The organism is Streptomyces sp. NPDC046977 (assembly GCF_040644455.1).
Lineage (GTDB): Bacteria > Actinomycetota > Actinomycetes > Streptomycetales > Streptomycetaceae > Actinacidiphila.
Genome location: NZ_JBEYWO010000004.1, coordinates 331,802 through 350,998 on the forward strand (window position 1 = coordinate 331,802; position 19,197 = coordinate 350,998).

Annotated in this window: 15 protein-coding genes and 1 pseudogene; 11 read left to right on the top strand and 5 right to left on the bottom strand. The window is 72.7% G+C overall.

The genetic code is table 11. The annotated features are described in order from the left end of the window. Positions 1–11 precede the first annotated feature (11 nt). Together ABZ883_RS08795 and ABZ883_RS08800 are read left to right on the top strand one after the other, a co-directional pair. Complete coding sequence (locus ABZ883_RS08795) at positions 12–398, top strand: hypothetical protein (protein WP_360903775.1); 387 nt, start codon at positions 12–14, stop codon at positions 396–398. A gap of 196 nt (positions 399–594) precedes the next feature. Then, positions 595–1,527, top strand: coding sequence for a helix-turn-helix domain-containing protein (locus ABZ883_RS08800; protein ID WP_360903778.1), 933 nt, complete (start codon positions 595–597; stop codon positions 1,525–1,527). Between the two features lie 96 nt (positions 1,528–1,623). Here the strand turns inward: ABZ883_RS08800 and ABZ883_RS08805 are convergent, their stop codons facing one another. After that, the gene (locus ABZ883_RS08805; RefSeq protein WP_360903781.1) at positions 1,624–4,278 is read right to left on the bottom strand and encodes a PQQ-binding-like beta-propeller repeat protein; all 2,655 of its coding nucleotides are present in this window, start codon (positions 4,276–4,278) and stop codon (positions 1,624–1,626) included. A 992-nt stretch (positions 4,279–5,270) separates the two neighbouring features. Between ABZ883_RS08805 and ABZ883_RS08810 the strand changes: the two genes are divergently transcribed. The 4 genes from ABZ883_RS08810 (at position 5,271) to ABZ883_RS08825 (ending at position 8,314) form a co-directional block, all read left to right on the top strand. Next, on the top strand, positions 5,271–5,981 hold the full coding sequence (locus tag ABZ883_RS08810) for a VanZ family protein (protein ID WP_360903784.1): 711 nt from the start codon (positions 5,271–5,273) through the stop codon (positions 5,979–5,981). Positions 5,982–6,048: 67 nt separating this feature from the next. Then, positions 6,049–6,723, top strand: a complete 675-nt coding sequence (locus tag ABZ883_RS08815; protein ID WP_360903787.1) for a response regulator transcription factor — start codon at positions 6,049–6,051, stop codon at positions 6,721–6,723. After that, positions 6,716–7,810 carry a HAMP domain-containing sensor histidine kinase gene (locus ABZ883_RS08820; protein ID WP_360903790.1) on the top strand — a complete coding sequence of 365 codons (1,095 nt, stop codon included), beginning with the start codon at positions 6,716–6,718 and terminating at the stop codon, positions 7,808–7,810. Before ABZ883_RS08815 ends, ABZ883_RS08820 begins: the two co-directional genes overlap by 8 nt. A 36-nt stretch (positions 7,811–7,846) precedes the next feature. Then, positions 7,847–8,314, top strand: a complete 468-nt coding sequence (locus ABZ883_RS08825) for an SRPBCC family protein (RefSeq protein WP_360903793.1) — start codon at positions 7,847–7,849, stop codon at positions 8,312–8,314. A gap of 34 nt (positions 8,315–8,348) precedes the next feature. Here ABZ883_RS08825 and ABZ883_RS08830 read toward each other — a convergent pair whose 3' ends face one another. Both ABZ883_RS08830 and ABZ883_RS08835 read right to left on the bottom strand, forming a co-directional pair. Next, positions 8,349–9,092, bottom strand: coding sequence for a DUF4232 domain-containing protein (locus ABZ883_RS08830; protein ID WP_360903796.1), 744 nt, complete (start codon positions 9,090–9,092; stop codon positions 8,349–8,351). A 149-nt stretch (positions 9,093–9,241) separates the two neighbouring features. Further along, positions 9,242–10,639 (bottom strand): serine/threonine-protein kinase, encoded by a 1,398-nt coding sequence (locus ABZ883_RS08835; RefSeq protein ID WP_360903799.1) that lies wholly within the window; start codon positions 10,637–10,639, stop codon positions 9,242–9,244. Between the two features lie 9 nt (positions 10,640–10,648). Here ABZ883_RS08835 and ABZ883_RS08840 point away from each other — a divergent pair, with 9 nt between their 5' ends. The 3 genes from ABZ883_RS08840 (at position 10,649) to ABZ883_RS08850 (ending at position 16,002) form a co-directional block, all read left to right on the top strand. Continuing rightward, positions 10,649–11,236, top strand: a complete 588-nt coding sequence (locus ABZ883_RS08840; protein WP_360903802.1) for an RNA polymerase sigma factor — start codon at positions 10,649–10,651, stop codon at positions 11,234–11,236. Between the two features lie 146 nt (positions 11,237–11,382). Beyond that, a complete protein-coding gene (locus tag ABZ883_RS08845) occupies positions 11,383–15,195 on the top strand; it encodes a kelch repeat-containing protein (protein ID WP_360904069.1) in 3,813 nt (1,270 codons plus the stop codon). Between the two features lie 384 nt (positions 15,196–15,579). Continuing rightward, entirely contained in the window at positions 15,580–16,002 is a 423-nt protein-coding gene (locus ABZ883_RS08850) for a nuclear transport factor 2 family protein (RefSeq protein ID WP_360904072.1), read from the top strand. A 153-nt stretch (positions 16,003–16,155) separates the two neighbouring features. On the opposite strand, the gene ABZ883_RS08855 is transcribed toward ABZ883_RS08850, so the two are convergent. Next, entirely contained in the window at positions 16,156–17,604 is a 1,449-nt protein-coding gene (locus ABZ883_RS08855) for a PLP-dependent aminotransferase family protein (protein WP_360903805.1), read from the bottom strand. A gap of 100 nt (positions 17,605–17,704) precedes the next feature. Here ABZ883_RS08855 and ABZ883_RS08860 point away from each other — a divergent pair, with 100 nt between their 5' ends. Together ABZ883_RS08860 and ABZ883_RS08865 are read left to right on the top strand one after the other, a co-directional pair. After that, positions 17,705–18,148 carry a carboxymuconolactone decarboxylase family protein gene (locus ABZ883_RS08860; protein WP_360904075.1) on the top strand — a complete coding sequence of 148 codons (444 nt, stop codon included), beginning with the start codon at positions 17,705–17,707 and terminating at the stop codon, positions 18,146–18,148. Positions 18,149–18,216: 68 nt separating this feature from the next. Continuing rightward, the gene (locus ABZ883_RS08865; RefSeq protein ID WP_360903808.1) at positions 18,217–19,026 is read left to right on the top strand and encodes an aquaporin; all 810 of its coding nucleotides are present in this window, start codon (positions 18,217–18,219) and stop codon (positions 19,024–19,026) included. On the opposite strand, the pseudogene ABZ883_RS08870 reads toward ABZ883_RS08865, so the two are convergent. Next, positions 19,011–19,100: pseudogene (locus tag ABZ883_RS08870) on the bottom strand (DNA-binding response regulator); the annotation flags it as partial. The gene ABZ883_RS08865 and the pseudogene ABZ883_RS08870 sit on opposite strands and share 16 nt — an antisense overlap. Positions 19,101–19,197 lie beyond the last annotated feature (97 nt).

The window sequence follows — 19,197 nt, forward strand, 5'->3', positions numbered from 1 at the left end:
GCGGGGCGATCATGGGGGACGGGCCGTCGCGTACGAAGGCGCCGTGGTCGAGGGGGATCCGGTACGGCGCCCTCTTCGGGGCGCTTTCCGCCGGGGTGTCCGTGACCGTGATCGGGCGGGCGTGGGCTGCTTGCGACGTCGGCGTCAACGCGGCCTCCGGCAGCACGGTGTTGCTGCTGCTCGCCCCCCTCGTCTGGGTCGCCGCGGCGGTTCCGTGGGTGATGTTGCAGGGCACCCTCGGCAGACGTCACCAAGGGGCGGCACTGGCCGCGGGGCTCGTGCTGACCGTGGGGTTCACCTGGTTCCTCGTGACATGGCTCGGCATGCCGGACTCCTACCCCGATCCCGTGTGCCCGGGCAACGTCCCGCCCTGGTGGCCGGGTTTCCTCCCCGCGTGACGGGGTGTCGCATTGGCGCCGTCCGGATTCAATCGGCGGCCCCGCTGGAATACTGACCGAAAACAGCCTTCCCTGGGCGTGAATGAGTTCCTGATGTGCATGCCGGCGGTGTCGACTCGCGGGCGGATACAATTTCGATGTGAATATGTCAGGCATCACGTGCGTCGGCCCTCCGTCTCATTCCGGTTCACCTCGTATGCACATCGAGGTCCCCCTGGCACATGAGCGGCGCGACGAGTTGCTGGGACAGCGCTGGCGGACCCTGAACGACAACCGCCCCTGGCAGGTGCATTCGTTGCGGGTTCCCCGGCAGTACACGACGGGCCATTACCGGTGCTGGCTGGAATCGTCCTCGATCGGGGATATCGGGGTGAGCGAACAATACGGCGACGCGGTGGAGGGCGTCGTCGGCCTGAAGCGGGCCGCGGAGCGGCGCACGGTGGTCCACATCATGCGGAGCGGCGGGCTGAGCCTCACCGAGGCGGGCCGCACCGTCCAGGTCCCACCGGGGACGCTGTGTGTACGGGACGCGCAGGTCCCGCGGGAGTTCGCGTACCGGCCCGGTTCGCGGGCGCGGGTCCTGCTGCTGCCGTCCGAGCACCTGACCGCGACGGGACTCGACCGGCTGCCGTCGCTCACGCTCATTTCGCAGAAGGCCCCCGAGGCGCGGCTGTTGCTGGGGCAGCTCCATCTGATCCGTGAGACGCGGGCGGATTTGAGCCCGGCAGGTGTCCGGGCCGCCCAGCAGTCCGTGCTGCAATTGCTGGCGGGCGCACTGATGGCGCGTGGGATTTCCGCCGATTCCGCTCTCCGTCCTTCGCTCCGTACCGCCGCCCGTGACTGCGTGGAAGCCCGGCTCCTGGACCCTCAGCTGTCCCCCGCCGAGATAGCGAGGACGCTGTCGGTCTCCGTTCGCACGTTGCACCGGGCGTTTGCCGACGTCGACGAATCCCTGATGGCCTATGCGCGGCGGCGCCGTTTGGAGCGGGCCCGCGAAGAACTCGTCACCATGGACGGGAGGTACACCGTCTCCTCCGTGGCGGCTCGATGGCACTTCGCCGATGTGAGTCACTTCAGCCGAGCCTTCAAGCGGCAGTTCGGCGAGACCCCGAGCTCGCTCGCCCGCTGATCGAGGCCCGGGGGCCGGCAGCCGGCAGCGTAAGGCCGCCCCGTCCCGCCGAACCGGTGTTCGGCGGGACGCGGCGGCGCTGTGCGCAGGTGGGTCCTAGTGGGCCGACACCGGGGTCGTGACGTTGCTGAAGGTGTTGGCGCCGGCGGCGTTGCCCGCCGAGACCGGGCCGTGCGTCCAGATGCCGAAGACGTTGCCGGCGATGGTGTTTCCGGTGATCTGGAGGGAGAGCGGGTCCACGGTGCTCACCAGCACACCCGTGGTCCGCAGAGCTTCGGCGGCGCCGGTGGCGGTGTCCCCGACGGTGTTGTTGGTGCCGATCTGGTTGTTGGCGATGACGTTGCCGCCCAGGTCCACGCCGGACGCGGTGCCGTGCACGGCCACGGCCGCCCAGCCGTTGCCGGTCACGACGTTGCTCTGCACGGTGTTGCCGTAGACCGCGCCGCCGGGCACGGCCGACGCGAGGGTGACACCGCCTCCGCCCGCTGTGAGTCCGTTGTCGTAGATGTTGTTGCCGGAGATCGTGTTGCCGAAGACGCCACCGGCGCCGGGGGTGCGCACGCCGCCCGGAGCCGCCGCGCCGTTGCGGGAGACCAGGGTGAAGCCGGACCCCGAGGCGTTGCCGTGCACGGCGTTCCCGCTGAAGCTGCTGCCCGTCGCGGGACCGGTCTCGTCGCTGATGACGATCCCAGAGCCGTTGCCGCTGACGGTGCTGGACAGCACGGTGGCGTTGGAGCTGCCGAGCAGGTGGATGCCTCCACCGCAGTCACCGGGCTCGGCGGGTGTCCCGCACGAGGTGTAGGCGTTGGCGATCGCGCCCGGGCCCGTACCGGTGTTGTTGCCCGAGACGATGACGTTCGCGATGGTCGTGTTCTTCACACTGTTGACGAGGATGCCCTCGCCGACGGCGTTCTTCACCGTGAACCCGGTGACCGTGACGTCGGGCGCGCTGATCTCGATGCCGTTGATCAGGTTGCTCGCGTCGATGGTGACGTTCGAACGGGCCTCGAGGGCCAGCGGCTTGGTGACCGCGACGTTCTCGTGGAACGTGCCGTTGCACACGACGACCCGGCCGCCGCCGGCCACCGCCTTGACGGCCGCGTTGATCGAGGTGAAGGCGGGAGTGCTGCAACTGGTGTCCGCCGCCGAGGCGACGGCGGCCGGCGAGACGTAGACCGTCTGCGGGAGGGTCTGCGGCAGGGAGAAGGCGTAGAGCTTGTTGTTGTCACCCTTGGCCGGGAAGAACGGGCCCATGTTCTGCGTGTGGTAGCCGGAACCCCAGTAGACCGAGCCGTCCACGATCGACGCGCCGCCGAGGACCGCGCCCCCGCTGGGGAAGCCCCACTTGATCGCGCCGGTCGCGGCGTCCATGGCGTACATGTTGTTGCCGGCCGGATTCGTGGAGCCGCCGTAGACGACGCCGTTGGCGCTGGACACGAAGGACATGGGGGACGCGGCGTCGGGCGTCGCGGTCTCCCACAGGATGGTGCCGGTGGCCGGGTCGAGAGCCGCCCAGAAACCGCCCGTGGTGGTCGACTTCTGCCCGGTCGCGGACGTCAGCGTGACGGGCAGGTGGTTGGTGTTGGTGTTGGCGACGTAGATGCGCTTGCCGTCCACCGCCGAACCCCACTGGAGACCGCCGAGGTTGCCGCCGGGACCGACCGCCGTGGCCCAGACGATCTTCCCCGTGACCGGGTCGAGCGTCCAGTACACGCCGCTCTTCTGGCCGATGCCGAGCAGCTCGGTGGCCTTGCCGTTGACCGTGGTGGTGAAGAGGTTGGGCGAGGAGCCGAAGTCGAAGTCGTCACCGAAGCGCTGGCCGACGGTCCAGGTGTCGGCGGTCAGGGTCTTGGTGGCCCAGGCGATCTTGCCGGTGTGCAGGTCGAACGCGACGATGGAGTCCTGGTAGTTGTCGGCCGCCCCGGGATCGCAGTCGGTCTCGTCGGGGGAGGTGCAGACGCCCGGAGGCACCGTGTAGTTGTTGCCCGTTCCGACGTACACCAGGCCGGTCTTCGCGTCGACCACCGGGTTGCTGCCCCACACGGCACCGCCGGTGTAGCCCTCGGGGATCACATAGGTCTTCCACAGCTTCTTGCCGGTGGCGGCGTCCAGGGCGACGACGCTGCCGCGGAACGTGTACGGCGGGGCGAACCGCTCGGCCTTGGACGACACGCCGACATAGACGACACCGTCGGCGACAACCGGCGACGACGTCACGATGGCGGCGGGGTCCGCGTCGATCTGGGTCTTCCAGAGCCCGGTGCCGCTCACGGCGTCGATCCCGAAGAGGAACGCGCCGGCGGTGCTGTTGCTGCGCTGCTCGCCCGAGCCCGTGACGAGCGTCCCGTTCCAGTACGCCGGGGTGAGCCGCGAGATGTCTCCCGCGATCCCGGTGTAGTCGCTGATCCGGTGGCTCCAGATCTTCTGACCGGTCGTCGACTGCACCTTGTAGAGGTTGCCTGCCCAGTCCGGCGCGTACACGTAGCCGCCCACGACGGTCGGCGTCGCCGAGACGCTGTCCCCCGTGGTGAAGGTCCACTTGGCCTTCAGGCCGGCCACGTTGCCGGTGCCGATGGTGCGCTCGGACGCCGAGTTGTGCGTGTCGGCGAGGTCGCCGCCCGCGTACGGCCAGTCGGACGCGGCGGCCGTCGGGGCGACCGGGGCCGCGGCGCTCGCGGACGGTGCGGCCGTCGCCGTGACGGCGGTGGTGGGCAGGGCCAGGGTGAGTCCGGCCATCACCAGCCCTGCCACACGAGCACGCACCCGCCCTCGCCCTGCGCGGGCGGACATGCGGGGTATGGACATGAAGAAGAACCTCCCGATCCTTGCTGATCTTGCGCTCGAGAGCTTAAGGACCCTCTCCGGTCCGGCCAGGGGCTTGAAAGGACGGTCCGCGGGGCTGTGGAGGAGAAATACCGGGACGGGCGCGGCCTTGCTTTCCGGAATGCCGTCGATGACGGTTCTGCGGGTGAGCGGCGCGGCGCGTCCTCATCGGCCGGACGGTTCCCTGCGGGTGATCACGCGCACGGAACGCGAGCCCGTCTCCTGCGCCGGGGAGAATCGCGGAGCGCCCGACCGGGGGCACAACAGCTATTCCCCGTACGGGAGACGAGGAAGCGGGCAGTGGCACCATCCACCAAGCGGGGCTCGGCATTCCGTGAACAGGCCCTGTGGATCAGGGCCCTGGTGGCCATTGGGGCTCGTGACCTGCGTTGACTCCGGGAACGCGGTGCCGCCGCCCGCAGATGCTTCGAGCCGTGACGGAATCGAATCGCGAGTGCCGCGCCGGGCTCGGGAGTCGGCCCGGCGGAACCGCATCCACGGCACGCGATTCCGCACGACGTCAAGCGTTTTGACCCGGCGCCTCCCCGACGTCGCCGGCAATCCCGGCCCAACCTGCCACCGGATTTAGCGGATCGCCTTGCGCGATCAGGCGGTGACGTATTCCGGAAAAGTGATCCCCGTCAACGGGAGACCGGAATGCGGCACGTGGGGAATGCGTGCGGCGGTCCTCCGTGCATTCGCCGGAATCCTGGCGAGCGTGGCACGGAAGTTCATGTGCCTGGCACGAGACTTCCAGTACACGGCGCCGCAGTGGAAAGCCCCCCGGGGTCTCCGGTCGCGGGCGGGACCGCCACTCCGTCCAGATCGGGCTCGGAGCCGTACGCGGGTGGCCCCGGGTATCGCGGGCGTATCGAAAACCGCATACGCCCTCGCAACAGCCTGTCGTTTCCCATGGGGGCATGAACCACAACGCAGCCCTGCCGGCGCCGCCCCGCCGCGCACGCGGGATCGTGTTCCCCGGCCTCGCGGTCCTCGCCCTCGCGGGCGCCGTGTTCGCCGTGCGGCGGCCGCTCATGATGTCCGCCCCGATGTGCATGGCCGGGCGGTGGCACGGCTGCTACGACACGTTCAACGGCGTGGTGCTGATGACCTTGGTCGCCGTGCCGCCGGCCGTGCTGCTGGTGTGGGTCCTGGCGCGGGTCCGGCGGGCCGCGGGCGCCGGCCGGGCGTGGGCGTGGCGTGCGTCGCTGGCCGAGGTGGGCATGGTCCACGGGACGCTGCCGCTCGTCTGGCTGACGATGATGCCGGGCGCCGGGCCCGGTGTCGCCCCGCGCCGGGTGAGCCTGGTCCCGCTGAGGGACCTGGTCACGATGGGCCCGCTCGGAATCGCCGGGAATCTGCTGGTCTTCGCGGCGCTGGGGTTCTTCGCCCCGACGCGGTTCGCGGCGCTGGCGTCCGTGCCGAGGGTCCTGGCCCTCGGGGCGGGGTGCTCGGTCCTGGTCGAGACGGCCCAGTACGTGCTGTGGCTGGACCGGGTGTCGTCCGTGGACGACGTACTGGTCAACGCCGCGGGCGCCGGGCTGGCCGCGCTGGCGTCGAGGCGCTGGTGGCGCACCGGGGCGGAGGCGCCGTCGGAGGATCCCCGTCCCGTGCCCGCGGCGGCCGGCTGACCCGTCCGCCCCCTGCGCGCGTCCCCGCGATACACCGGCGATATGCCGGGCTGCTTAGGCTTCCGGCATGCGTGTACTGATCGTGGAGGACGAGCCCTTCCTCGCGGAGGCCGTCCGGGACGGTCTCCGGCTGGAGGCCATCGCCGCCGACATCGCCGGCGACGGTGACTCCGCCCTGGAACTGCTCAGCGTCAACTCCTACGACCTGGCGGTCCTCGACCGGGACATCCCCGGCCCCTCCGGGGACGAGGTCGCCCGGCGCATCGTCGCGTCCGGCAGCGGCATCCCGATCCTGATGCTCACCGCCGCCGACCGGATCGACGACAAGGCTTCCGGGTTCGAGCTGGGTGCCGACGACTACCTCACCAAGCCGTTCGAGCTGCGGGAGCTCGTCCTGAGGCTGAGGGCGCTCGACCGCAGACGCGCATACGCCCGGCCCCCGGTCCACGAGATCGGCGGCCTGCGGCTCAACCCCTTCCGCCGGGAGGTCTTCCGCGACGGCCGGTACGTCGCGCTCACCCGCAAGCAGTTCGCCGTGCTGGAGATCCTCGTCGCCGCCGAGGGCGGTGTCGTCAGCGCCGAGGAACTGCTGGAGCGGGCCTGGGACGAGAACGCGGACCCGCTGACCAACGCCGTGCGCATCACCGTCTCCGCGCTGCGCAAGCGGCTCGGCGAACCGTGGCTCATCGCGACGGTGCCGGGCGTCGGCTACCGCATCGACGCCGGCGGCACGCATGCGTAGACCCCCGGGGCTCAGCGTCCGGATGCGGCTCACCCTCAGCTATGCCGCGTTCCTCGCGGTCGCCGGCGCCCTGCTGATGGGCGTGGTGTGGGCCTTCCTGCTGCGCTACGTCCCCGACACGCCCCGGGGCCTGCTCGGGATCTCGCCCAACCGCTATCTCCTGGTGCACACCTTCGTCCCGGCCGCGGCCGTCGCGATGGCCTTCCTGCTCGTGTTCGGCCTCGTCGGCGGATGGCTTCTCGCGGGCCGGATGCTCGCACCGCTGACGCAGATCGGGGAGGCGGCGCGCAGGGCCGGTGCCGGATCGCTGGCGCACCGGATCCGGATGAAGGGCCGCCAGGACGAATTCCGCGAGCTCTCCGACGTGTTCGACACCATGCTCGAACAACTCGAGTCCCACGTCGCCGCGCAGCAGAGGTTCGCCGCGAACGCCTCCCACGAACTGCGCACCCCGCTGGCGATCTCGCGCGCGCTCCTCGACGTCGCCCGCAAGGACCCCACGCGGGACCGGGCCGAACTCATCGAGCGCCTGCACGCCGTCAACACGCGGGCGATCGACCTCACCGAGGCCCTGCTCCTGCTCAGCCGCGGCGACCGCGGCACCTTCCCCCGCGAGGACGTCGACCTCTCTCTGGTCGCCGAGGAGGCCGCGGAAACGCTGCTTCCCCTCGCCGAACAGCGCGGGATCACGCTCACCGTCACGGGCGGGGCGGCCTGTACGAGCGGCTCCGCGGAGCTGCTGCTGCGGGTGGTGACGAACCTGGTCCAGAACGCGGTGGTGCACAACCTTCCGGCCGGCGGCACCGTGACCGTGCACACCGAGGCGCACGGCGGCACGAGCGTGCTGCGGGTCGGGAACACGGGCCGCCCGCTCCCGCCGGACCTGGTGCCGACGCTCACCGAACCCTTCCAGCGCGGAACGGAACGGGTCCGCACCGACGAGCACGCCGGTGTCGGCCTCGGCCTGGCCATCGTGCACAGCATCGTGCGCGCCCACGACGGGACCCTCGACCTCGTCGCCCGCCCCGGCGGCGGTCTCCTTGTCACGGTCCGGCTGCCCGGCACGCCCCTCGCCGCCACGGGATGACGCCCGCCCCGGACGACACGCCCTAGGGTGGCCCCCATGTACTCCACACAGGTCTCGCGGCACATGAGCGCGGCGCCCGCCGCGGTGTACCGGGCGCTCCTGGACCCCCGGGCGGTGGCGCGCTGGCGCGTACCGGCCGGCATGAGCGGGCACGTCCACGCCTTCGACGCCCGCGAGGGCGGCCGCTTCCGGGTGTCCCTGACGTACGACGGACAGCGGGGCGAGGGGAAGTCCGGCGCGCACACGGACACCTACCACGGGCACTTCGCGCGTCTTGTGCCCGATGAACTGGTTGTCGAGATCCTGGAGTTCGAGACCGGCGACGCCGCGCTGAGCGGCGCCATGACGATGACGACGTCGCTCACCGCGGTGGAGGGCGGGACCGACGTCGTCATCGTGCACGAGGGCATTCCCGATGCCGTGCCCCGCGAGGACAACGAGACGGGGACGCGGATGGCCCTGGAGAACCTGGCCCGGCTGGTCGAGGGCACCGGGCCCGAGTGAGGGCCGCCGGGCCGTCGCGCGCGGCCCGGCGGGATCAGGCGCCGGTGCCCGCCTGGAACGGGCCGATCCGCGGCACCGAGGCCTTGCCGGTGTTGGAGACCTTGCCGCCGCTCCACGGCACGCGCAGGGACGTGCGCTCGTCCGGCGGCGTGACGAGCACGGCGGCCGGGACCACCGTGGTCGCACCGGAGATGTCCGGGTTGCTGAACGTCATCGGCGCCCACGCGCTCGCGCCCGGGGCCAGGGTGATCCGCTGCTTGGCCATGCCGGTCTGCCGCTCCGGGTCCACGGTCACCTGCTGGCCCGCGCCATTGACGAACGCCAGGCCGGGGAAGCCGTAGACGGTGCAGGTGCGGGAGGACCGGTTGGTGAGCACGACCGGGAAGTTCTCCTGGCCCGCGCCCGGGTTGTTCGCGCCGATGGAGGCACGCAGGTCCGCGGTGTGGCAGCGGTTGCTCGCGGCCGCCGTCGTGCCGGCGCCGGTGGCGGGGCTCGACGGAGGCTTCGGGTTCGCCGGGTTCGCCGGGTTCGTCGCGGTGTCGTCCGACGAGGTGCCGGGGGACTGCGAGGCCGGGGCGGATGCGGCCGTGTCACCGCCGGCCGGGCTCGCGGAGCCGGGCAGGTTCTGCGGGGCGCCCGTGCCGGTGCCGCTCTTCCCGCAGCCCGTGAGGACCGCCATGGCGAGCGCCGCGCCCAGCAGCAGGGGGACACCGGCCCGCCTGGTGCGGCGGGCGCCGTGCCGCTGCGCCGGGTCTCCGTCGTGGAGGTGGTTCACCACGTCTGTGCCTTTCTTCGTCCTGTGGTGCGGCCGCGACGTCCCGTCCGGTCGGCGGGTGTCACGGTGGAGGGCATTCCTCCTCTTAGTGGGATGCCACATCCGGGGCAGAAGTTCACGGTCTTGCCCGGTATGGATCAACCCGGTACGGATCAAGAAGTGATGTCGAGACCGCCGAGGACACGGCCGGTCAGATCGCCGCCGCCGCGCTGCCGGACCTGGACGTACACCTGCGGCTGGGCGGTGCCGTCGCGCCCCAGACTGATCTCGTCGATCGACCCGCCGGCCGCCCCGCATTCCGTCCAGTGGCGGATCCGGCCGCTCCACCGCGTACCGCGGTAGCCGCGGGACTCCTGCCGGCGGCAGACGTCGTGCCGGACGGCCCCGACGCGGGCGGCGAGGTCGCCGTGCTCGCTCAGTCCCACGAAGACGCCGTCGACCCGGGCGTCCAGGTCCGGCCAGCGGGAGGCGTCCCCGGCCACGACGAGCCCGGGCTCCCGGGCGTCCGGCAGTCCGAGCGCCGCGGGGTTCCACCCGCCGCCGACCAGTTCGCGGCTCCACGCGGCGGGCACGGTCACCGTGATCCGCCCGGTCGCGTCGCTCACCGTGTTCGTCGCCGGGGTCCGGGGCGGGGTCCCGCGGGCGGCGAGCACCCCACCGCCGGCCCCCGCCGCCACCAGCACGGCGCACAGCGCGAGGACCGGCGCGCGCCGGCGCGCCCGGAGCCCGCGCAGTGCCCCGCCCGGGGCGGGCCGGCCGTGACGCGCGGTCAGTGCCTCCAGTTCGGCGGCGAAGCGCCCGGCGTCCGGCCAGCGCTTCCTGCGGTCCGGCTGGAGCGCGCGCAGCACGGCCCGCCGTACGTCGGCCGGCAGTCCCGGGCGGAGCCGGTCGGGCCGGGTGATCCGCCCCGCGGGGCCGGGCACCGTACCGGTGAGCAGGTGGTAGAGGACGGCCCCGAGCCCGTACACGTCGGCCCGGACGTCGACGCCTCCGTCCGGCCGGGCCTGTTCGGGCGCCATGTAGCCGGCCGAGCCGGCGACCGTCGTCAGGCCCGAGGCCTGGGCGAGCGCCTTGGCCAGCCCGAGGTCGGCCACCAGGACGCGCTCCGCCCCGTCGCGCGAGGTGCCGATCAGGACGTTGGACGGCTTGATGTCCCGGTGCACCACGCCCGCCTCGTGCAGGGCGGCGACACCGCGGGCGGCCTCCGCGGTCAGCCGCAGCGCGTCCCGCAGCGGCAGGGGGCCGTCGGCGAGCAGATCCTCCAAAGTGCCCCGGTCCGCGTACTCCATGACGAAATAGGGACGTTCGTCCGGTAGCTCGCCCATGTCGAAGACCTGCACCAGACGGCTGGAGGCCGCCTTGCGCAGCAGCCGGGCCTCGGTGAGGAAGCGCTCGCGCAGATCCAGGCGGTACGCCCAGTTCTCGGCCATCACCTTGACCGCGACAGGGGCTTCGAGCGAGTCGTCGTGCGCGAGCCACACCATCGCGAACGCCCCGGCTCCGAGCGGCCGCACGAGCCGGTAGCGGCCGATCTGTTCAGGAGGGGGCATAGGCATATCATGCACCGGCCACCCACCCGTCCGAGGAGGACCCCCGTGACGCCCGCCCAGGAGACAGAGGAGCTCGCGGCACGTGCGGCGGCCGGCGACTCCGCGGCCCTGGACCTGCTGCTCGTGGGCATCCGGCCGGAGGTGCTGCGGCGGTGCGGCCGCTTCCTGGTGCAGCGGGAGGACGCCGAGGAGGCGGCGCAGGACGTCCTGTTCCAAGTCGCCCGCAAGATCGGCACGTTCGAGGGCCGCAGCCAGTTCCACACCTGGCTGTACACCGTGGTCGCCAACTGCTGCCGGCAGAAGTACCGGGAACTCAAGCGGCGGCGGGGCGAGCAGCCGCTGTCGGCGGCGGACACCGACACGCCCGACCCGCGCCGGACCAGCATGATCGCCGGTACGCGCGTCGACCTGCTGGAGGCGCTGGAGCGCCTGGAGAGCGTCAGCCCGGAACTCGTCGCGCCCCTGGTGTACCGCGACATCTGCCAGATGGAGTACCGGGAGATCGAGGAACAGCTCGGCATCCCCATGGGCACGGTCAAGTCCCGCCTGCACAACGCGCGCCGGCAGGTGCGGAGCTGGCTCGCGGACCCCGGCTGAGGGCTTCCGGGAACGGGCGGAAGGGCGATCCGCAAAGAAACATCGATGGTTCCGTGAACTTTTCCGGTCCCGCACGCAACTCACTGATCCAGGGGCGGTGTCTGCCGCCGCCGCAGGATGTCCACGGGAGTTGTGCTTTGTCCATAGTGAACTGGATCGTGCCGCGTCGAGGGAGACGGCCGGCCCTCGGTGCGGGAACGGCGAGCGCCATGGTGCTCGCCGCGGTGGCCGCGCTCGGTGCCACGGCGCCGGCGCCGGCGACCGCCGCCGAGACCGCCCCCACCGCGCCGAAGGCGTCCGCCCGCACCCAGCCGGGCCATGTCGAACCGCTCTGCGGGCCCGCGAAGCCGCACGAGTTCAGCTGTTTCGGCCTCCGGCGCACCGACGTCCCGGCCCGGAAGGGCCTGCGGACCGCCGGACAGGCCGCCCCCGAGGGCTTCGGGCCCGCCGATCTGCTCAGCGCCTACGCCCTGCCCGCGAACGGCGGCGAGGGACGCACCATCGCGATCGTCGACGCCTACGACAACCCCGACGCCGAGGCCGACCTCGCCGTCTACCGCGCCCAGTACGGCCTGCCCGCCTGCACCACCGCCAACGGCTGCTTCACCAAGGCCGACCAGCGCGGCGGCACCGACTACCCCGCCCCCGACCCCGGCTGGGCCACCGAGATCTCCCTCGACCTCGACATGGTCTCCGCCGTCGCCCCCAAGGCCCGCATCGTGCTGGTCGAGGCCGACACCGCAGGCGTCGACGACCTCGGCACCGCCGTGGACCAGGCCGTGGCACTCGGCGCGCAGTACGTCTCCAACTCCTACGGCTCCAACTACGCCTTCTTCCCCGAGGACCCGGCCGAGTCCGCGTCCGACGTCCACTACGACCACCCGGGCGTCGCCGTCATCGCCTCGTCCGGCGACTCCCGCTACGGCGTCGCCTACCCGGCGGCCTCCCCGTACGTCACGGCGGTCGGCGGCACGTCGCTCACCAGGAGCGCCGGGACCTCCCGCGGCTGGACCGAGTCCGTGTGGGACCACGACGGCGGCGGCACCGGCTCCGGCTGCTCCCTCCACGAGCCCAAGCCCGCCTTCCAGCACGACACCGGATGCGCCGGGCGCACCGTCGCCGACGTCGCGGCCGTGGCCGACCCGGCCACGGGTGTCGCGGTCTACGACAGCTACGGCTCCGGCGGCTGGGGCGTGGCCGGCGGCACCAGCGCCTCCGCGCCGATCATCGCGGGCGTGTACGCGAACGCCGGCACCCCGGTCGCCGGCACCCACCCCAACGTCTACCCGTACGCCGCCGGCGGCCTGAACGACGTCACCGAGGGCAGCAACGGCCGCTGCGCCCCCGCCTACCTGTGCACGGCGGGCCCCGGCTACGACGGCCCCACCGGCCTCGGCACCCCGAGCGGCCTGAACGCCTTCCGGATGGGGCCGCACGGCACGCTCTCCGGCACGGTCAGCGACCGGGCCTCGCACGCACCCGTCGCCGCCGCCACGGTGACGGCGGGCCTGTTCACCACGACCACCGACAGCGCGGGCCACTACACCCTCGCGCTGCCCGCCGGCCGCCACGAACTCGCCATCACCGCCTACGGCTACGCGCCGGGCGCGGCCACGCAGGTCGACGTCGCCGACGGCGCCACCGCGACGCGGGACCTCGCGCTGCGCAAGCTCGCCACCCACCGCGTGTCGGGGACCGTCACCGACGCCTCCGGGCACGGCTGGCCGCTGCACGCGAAGATCACCGTCGACGGCGTCCCGGGCGCCCCGGTGTGGTCCGACGCCGTCACCGGCGCCTACCGCCTCGACCTGCCCGAGAACCACACGTACACCCTGCACGTGGTCGGCGACGACCCGGACTACCGCTCCCTGACCCGGCAGATCGCCGTGCGGGGCGCGGACCTGAAGGTGGGGCTGGGACTGCCCGCCGACACCTGGGCCACCGGCAACCCGGCGTACCGGCTGCGCGTGGACACCCTGGGCACCGAGTCCTTCGACTCGCCGTCCGGCCCGCCGAAGGGCTGGAGCGTGACGGACCTCGCGGGCACCGGTCACGGCTGGTCGTTCGACGACCCGGCCGGCCGGGGCAACAACACCGGCGGCTCCGGCGGGTTCGCCGTCGCCGACAACGACCACGCCGGCTGGGACGTGGCCATGGACACCGTACTGACCGGCCCGGTCTGGGACTTCGGCCGCGCCGGTGACCCGGAGCTGGCGTTCAGCACCGACTACGAGGGCTCCGCGGAGCAGCGCGGCGACGTGGAGGTCACCTCCGACGGCGGCAGGACCTGGACCACGGTCTGGCACCAGGACCAGGGGTGGGGCAGCGGGCGGGTGGAGATCCCGCTCAGCGACTGGGCGGGCGAGCGCGCGGTGCAGGCGCGCTTCCACTTCACCGGTCCCGGCCTGCTGTGGGCGGTGGACGACGTGACCGTCGCCGAACGCGTCCTGACCCCGGTCCGGGGCGGGATGCTCACCGGCGTCGTCACCGACGCCAACACCCGGCGCGGGCTGATCGGCGCCCAGGTGCGCTCCGGTTCCGGCAACGTCGCGCCCACCTTGGCCACCGCGGGCGACCCGCGGGTCGGCGACGGCCTGTACCGGCTGTTCGTCCCCGGCAACGGCAGCCACCAGGTGGCCGCGGGCAAGTCCGCGTACAGCACCTCCTCCCGTACCGTCACGGTCCCCGCGGACCGGACGTCGCAGGCCTCGTTCGCGCTGAGGGCCGGGCGGCTGTCGACCCGCGTGACGCACATCGACGCGACCACGACACCGGGCGGCAAGGTCACCCGGAAGGTCACCGTGCGCAACACCGGGACCGCTCCGCTCACCCTCCGGCTCGGTGAGCGCACCGGCACCGGCCCGGACTCCGCCGCGCCCGGCACCGCCTGGCGCTCCTTGCCCGACCTGCCGGCCGCGGTGATGGACAACGCGGTGGAGAGCCACGCGGGACGGCTGTACTCCGCGCTCGGCACGGGCGACGGCGACACCCCGACCGGCGACCTGTACGTCCTCGACCCGGCGGCGGGCACCTGGCACCGCGGCGCGAGCGCGCCGGAACCGCGCCAGGCCACCGCGCACGGCTTCGTCGGTGACAGGCTCTACACCGTGGGCGGCTGGGGACCGGGCGAGCAGGTCAGCTCGACCACCCAGGTCTACGACGCGGTCCGCGACACGTGGTCGGCCGGCCCGAGCATCCCCGAGGGCCACTACGGCGCGGCGGCCGCCGTGCTCGACGGCCGCCTCTACGTCGTCGGCGGATGCACCAACACGGACTGCTCCAGCACCGTCTTCGTGCTGGACCCGGCCACCGGCAGATGGTCCCGGGCGGCCGACTACCCGCAGACCGTCAGCTGGGAGTCGTGCGGCGCCGTCAACGGCAAGCTCTACTGCGCCGGCGGCAACCACGACTACGTCGAGACGGGCGCGGCCTACGTCTACGACCCGGCCTCCGACAGCTGGCAGCCCGTCGCCGCCATGCCCGTGGGCCTGGCGACCGCATCGTACGCCGCGGCCGACGGACGCCTCCTGGTCTCCGGCGGCTTCAAGCGGGTCGGCGTGAACCGCGTCCTCACCCCCGAGGGCTACGCCTACGACCCGGGCACCGACAGCTGGACCCGGCTGCCGGACGCCCCCACCGCGGTCTACCGCGGCGGCGGCGCCCCGGGGATGTACCAGGTCGGCGGCAGCAACCAGAGCCGCTTCCCCGTCCCCGTGGCCACCGCCCGGCAACTGCCGGGCTGGGACCAGACGGAGACGGACGTGGCCTGGCTTTCGGAGCACCCCGGCCGCGTGACGCTGCGGCCGGGCGGGAGCGCGACGTTCACGGTCACGTTCGACGCCCGCGACATCCGGCGTCCCGGCGACCTGACGGCGTCGCTGCTGCTGCGGACCGACACCCCGTACTGGGTGCCGCCGGTCCCGGTCGCCCTGCACGTCGTGAAGCCCGCGGGCCGCTGACGCGGTTCCCGCACGGCAGCGGCCCCTCGGACAGGTCACCCGACCTCTCCGAGGGGCCGCTGCCGTACCAGGGCGGGAGCATGCCTGCGTCGACTTCGGGCTGTCATGCTGCCACGAGCGGCGGCGTCCACCGCTTGCTCGGAGACGCGTGTAGTGCTTCTGACCGGCAACGATGAGACCTGCGGAGGGGCCTGGCCGTTGGCGTCGAAGGAGCACTTCTCAGGTGAAGACCGCATGTCGGCGTCCAGCGCCACGGGTGGGGGTCGGACGGGTGGGGTACTGCTGATCGAGACAGTCGGCAGTACGGCCGGCATCCGGCGACAATGATCGTTGGCCGCCTGTGCGTATGACGTGGGGGGTCTTGTGAGTCTGAGTCCGCGCGAGGTGTTCCTCCGGCTTGTTCACGGGGTCGCCGACGGGAACTCAAGCGAGTTGCCCGACCTGTACGGCGAGGTCACCGATGTCCGGCATCCGATGGCGATGCCGGAGTCCGAGCCGTTGACGAGTCGGCGTGCGCTCCGGGAGCACTTCACGGTGCCGCCGGAAGTCCGGGAGTCCTTGCCGAAGAGGCGTGTCGTCGATGTCGTCGTCCACGAGACCGCCGATCCTGAAGTGATCGTCGCCGAGTTCGCCTACGAGTTCACGTTGCCGGACGACTCCGTGGCCAAGGTGCCCTGCGTCTTCGTCATGCGTGTGCGGGACGGTCAGATCATCGAGTCACGCGACTACATCGACCCGATCCGCAGATACACGGCATGCGGGGATCTCGACCGCCTCATCGAGTCGTTGCGCAAGGGCGTTTCCTAGCCCCGCGCTTACGAGATGGGCTGTCCACGACGGACCGGCATGTCAACCGCGAAGGATGCGGACGGAGGGGTTCCTGCCGCTGCCCCGCCGGTCCGGCGTTCCTTGACGGCCCCGCCGCCGGCGCGCTCGCCCACCAGGAGAGGTGCGCGGGGTTCACGGCAGCACGGCGCAGAGCGCGTCCAGCGCGCCCGCCCACGCGCTCTCCGAGGGCGCCGCGTAGTTGACGACCAGCCCGTCCCGCTCCGGCACTTGAGCCTCGGAACCGGCGATGTCGTGCCGGTACTCCGCCAGCCCGCTGACCGCCAGGCCCCGCCGCGCCGCCGCCTCGACGACCGGGCGCTCCGTCCCGCGCGGCAGTTCGAGGACCCCCTGGAGTCCCGCCGCCATACCGGTCATGCGGACGGCGGGGGCCCTGCGCGCCAGCGCCGCGACCAGTTCTTCGCGACGGCGCCGGTAGCGCAGCCGCATCGCCCGCACATGCCGGTCGTACCCGCCCGACGTGATGAACTCCGCGAACGTCAACTGCTCCAGCGAACTGGACATGTAGTCGCCGTACCCCTTGGCCACCACGATCTCCGGGACCAGGTCCTCCGGCAGCACGATCCAGCCGATCCGCACCCCCGGCGCCAGCGACTTGCTCGCCGAGCCGAGGTAGACCACCCGCTCCGGATCGAGGCCCTGCAGGGCGCCCACGGGCTGCCGGTCGTACCGGAACTCCCCGTCGTAGTCGTCCTCCAGGATCAGCCCACCGGTGGCCCGCGCCCAGTCGACGGCCGTGGTGCGCCGGTCCGGGCGCAGGGCGACCCCGGTCGGGTACTGGTGCGCCGGAGTCATCAGCGCCGCGCCGACTCCGCGCAGGCGCGTCAATTCGTCGGTGCGCGCCCCGTGTTCGTCGACGGACAGGGGCGGGGTGCGCAGACCGGCGCCGGTCAGCAGCTCCCGGTAGAGGTCGAGGCCGTAGGCCTCGACGGCCACGGCCGTCACGCCCCGCGCCTTGAGCGCATTGCCCATCAGCAGCAGTCCGTGGTGGAAACCGGAGCAGATGACGACCCGCTTCGGATCGGCGTGGACACCGCGGGCCCGCGCCAGATAGCCGGCCAGGGCGGTGCGCAGCTCGATCCGGCCGAGAGCGTCGCCGTAGCCGAGGGCGTCGTTCGGCGCCGCGGTGAGGGCACGGCGGGCCGCGGCGAGCCACTGCGTGCGGGGGAAGTCGGCGAGATTCGGGGAACCGGGCAGCAGGCCGTACAAGGGGCGGGGGCGGGGCCTGGCCGGCGCGGCGGGGGCGGCCGCGGGTGCCGCCCGGCGGGCCGGCTCGGGCCGGTGGGCCACCCGGGTGCCGGAGCCCTGCTGGGCGGTCAGCCAGCCCTCGGCGACCAGTTCCGCGTACGCCTCGGTCACCGTGTTGCGCGAGACACCGAGATCCACGGCGAGCGAACGGGACGCCGGCAGACGGCTGCCGGGCGCCAGCCGCCCCGTGCGCACGGCCTCCCGCAGGGCATCGGTGAGCCCGGCGCGCAGCCGGGGTCCGCGCAGGTCGAGATGGAGGTCCGTACCGAACGCGGAGGACGGCTCGGCCGCGGAATTGGTCCGGTTTTCCGTCATGGAAATGGACCCTACTCCCATGCCACTGCGTACGTAGCGTGGCAGGCATACGAACGAAGCACCCGCGACCGACCAGCGCCTCCCCGAGCACGCACCCCGTCTGGACTGGGCGAAGCTCGCCCCCGAGGCCTACAAGGCCATGATCCGTCTCGACACCGCCGCGCGGCAGGGACTCGAGCCCACCCTGCTCGACCTCGTCAAAATCCGCGCGTCCCAGATCAACCACTGCGCGTTCTGCCTGGACATGCACAGCAAGGACGCCGTTGCCGCCGGCGAGTCCGCCGCGCGCGTCATCCAGCTCGCGGCGTGGACGGAGTCGAAGCACTTCTACACGGCGCGGGAGATCGCGGCGCTGGAGCTGACCGAGGCGATCACCGTCCTCACGGACGGATTCGTCCCGGACGAGGTGTACGCCAGGGCCGCCGAGGTCTTCGACGAGACCGAGCTGGCCCGCCTGATCGTGGCGATCACGACCATCAACGCGTGGAACCGCTTCGGGGTCTCCACCCGGCTCGTCCCCGGCCACTACACGCCCGCCGTCTGAGCCCCGGCCATCCGGGGGCCCGCCGGACTGCCGGGCCCCCTCCGCCGGTCCGTCCCGAGGAGACCACGGTGACCAGCGTTCCTCCCGCCCCTTCCCTCCGGCTGCTCCTGGCGCGGGCCGCCGACGAGTTCGCCCTCACCACCGCCTTGCTGTTCGTCGCGGTGACGGTCGTCCGGTGGCTGCGCGACCCGGGCTCCGCCCTCCGCGTGGCCGACCTGGACGCCGCACTCGCGGTCATCGGCGTCATCAGCGGCATCGTCCTCACCGGACTGATCCTCAGCCCGCCGGGCCGGCGCAGCGGCGGACACACCAATCCGGCAGTGACGGTCGCCCTGTGGGTCATGGGCGCCTTCCCGGGCCGCGCCGTCCTGCCCTACGCGCTCGGCCAGTTCGCCGGCTCCGCGGCGGGCACGGCCCTGGGGCGTCTGGTCTGGGGTCCCGCGGTCTCCCGCCCGGCGGTCGCCCATGCGGCGATCAGGCCCGCGGCCGGCTGGCACCCCGCGTCCGTCTTCCTCGCGGAGGCCGGCGGCATGATGCTCCTGATCCTTGTCGTCGGGTTCGTCATGGCCCGTCCCGGGCGGGTCCACCGGGTGCCCTGTGCCATCGGGCTGTCCGTCGGGCTGGTGATCGTCCTCCTCGGGTCCCGCAGCGGGGGATCGATCAACCCCGCCCGGCAGTTCGGCCCCGCCGTGCTCTCCGGGCAGACCACCGACCTGTGGATCTACCTGGTCGCGCCGGTCCTCGGCGCGGTCGCCGGGGCCTGGCTCCACCGTCTGCTCGCCCGCCGGCCCGTCGGCTCCCGGACCCTCCCGGTACCTCGCCCGCACGAGGCGGATCCGGAGGCTTGGACGCGGGGACGCCCTCAGGCCCGCAGGTAGGTCAGGACGGCCAGGACCCGGCGGTGGGTCTCGTCGGCCGGAGGGAGGTCGAGTTTGGAGAGGATGCTGCCGATCCCGGACCCTCCCGGTACCTCGCCCGCACGAGGCGGATCCGGAGGCTTGGACGCGGGGACGCCCTCAGGCCCGCAGGTAGGTCAGGACGGCCAGGAC

What these genes read in the sequence shown, in the direction of transcription:
- ABZ883_RS08800 (WP_360903778.1), top strand. Translation starts at nt 595, where the DNA reads ATGCACATCGAGGTCCCCCTGGCACATGAGCGGCGCGACGAGTTGCTG.
- ABZ883_RS08810 (WP_360903784.1), top strand. Translation starts at nt 5,271, where the DNA reads ATGAACCACAACGCAGCCCTGCCGGCGCCGCCCCGCCGCGCACGCGGG.
- ABZ883_RS08825 (WP_360903793.1), top strand. Translation starts at nt 7,847, where the DNA reads ATGTACTCCACACAGGTCTCGCGGCACATGAGCGCGGCGCCCGCCGCG.
- ABZ883_RS08835 (WP_360903799.1), bottom strand. Translation starts at nt 10,639, where the DNA reads ATGCCCCCTCCTGAACAGATCGGCCGCTACCGGCTCGTGCGGCCGCTC.
- ABZ883_RS08840 (WP_360903802.1), top strand. Translation starts at nt 10,649, where the DNA reads ATGCACCGGCCACCCACCCGTCCGAGGAGGACCCCCGTGACGCCCGCC.
- ABZ883_RS08795 (WP_360903775.1), top strand. Translation starts at nt 12, where the DNA reads ATGGGGGACGGGCCGTCGCGTACGAAGGCGCCGTGGTCGAGGGGGATC.
- ABZ883_RS08815 (WP_360903787.1), top strand. Translation starts at nt 6,049, where the DNA reads ATGCGTGTACTGATCGTGGAGGACGAGCCCTTCCTCGCGGAGGCCGTC.
- ABZ883_RS08820 (WP_360903790.1), top strand. Translation starts at nt 6,716, where the DNA reads ATGCGTAGACCCCCGGGGCTCAGCGTCCGGATGCGGCTCACCCTCAGC.
- ABZ883_RS08855 (WP_360903805.1), bottom strand. Translation starts at nt 17,604, where the DNA reads ATGACGGAAAACCGGACCAATTCCGCGGCCGAGCCGTCCTCCGCGTTC.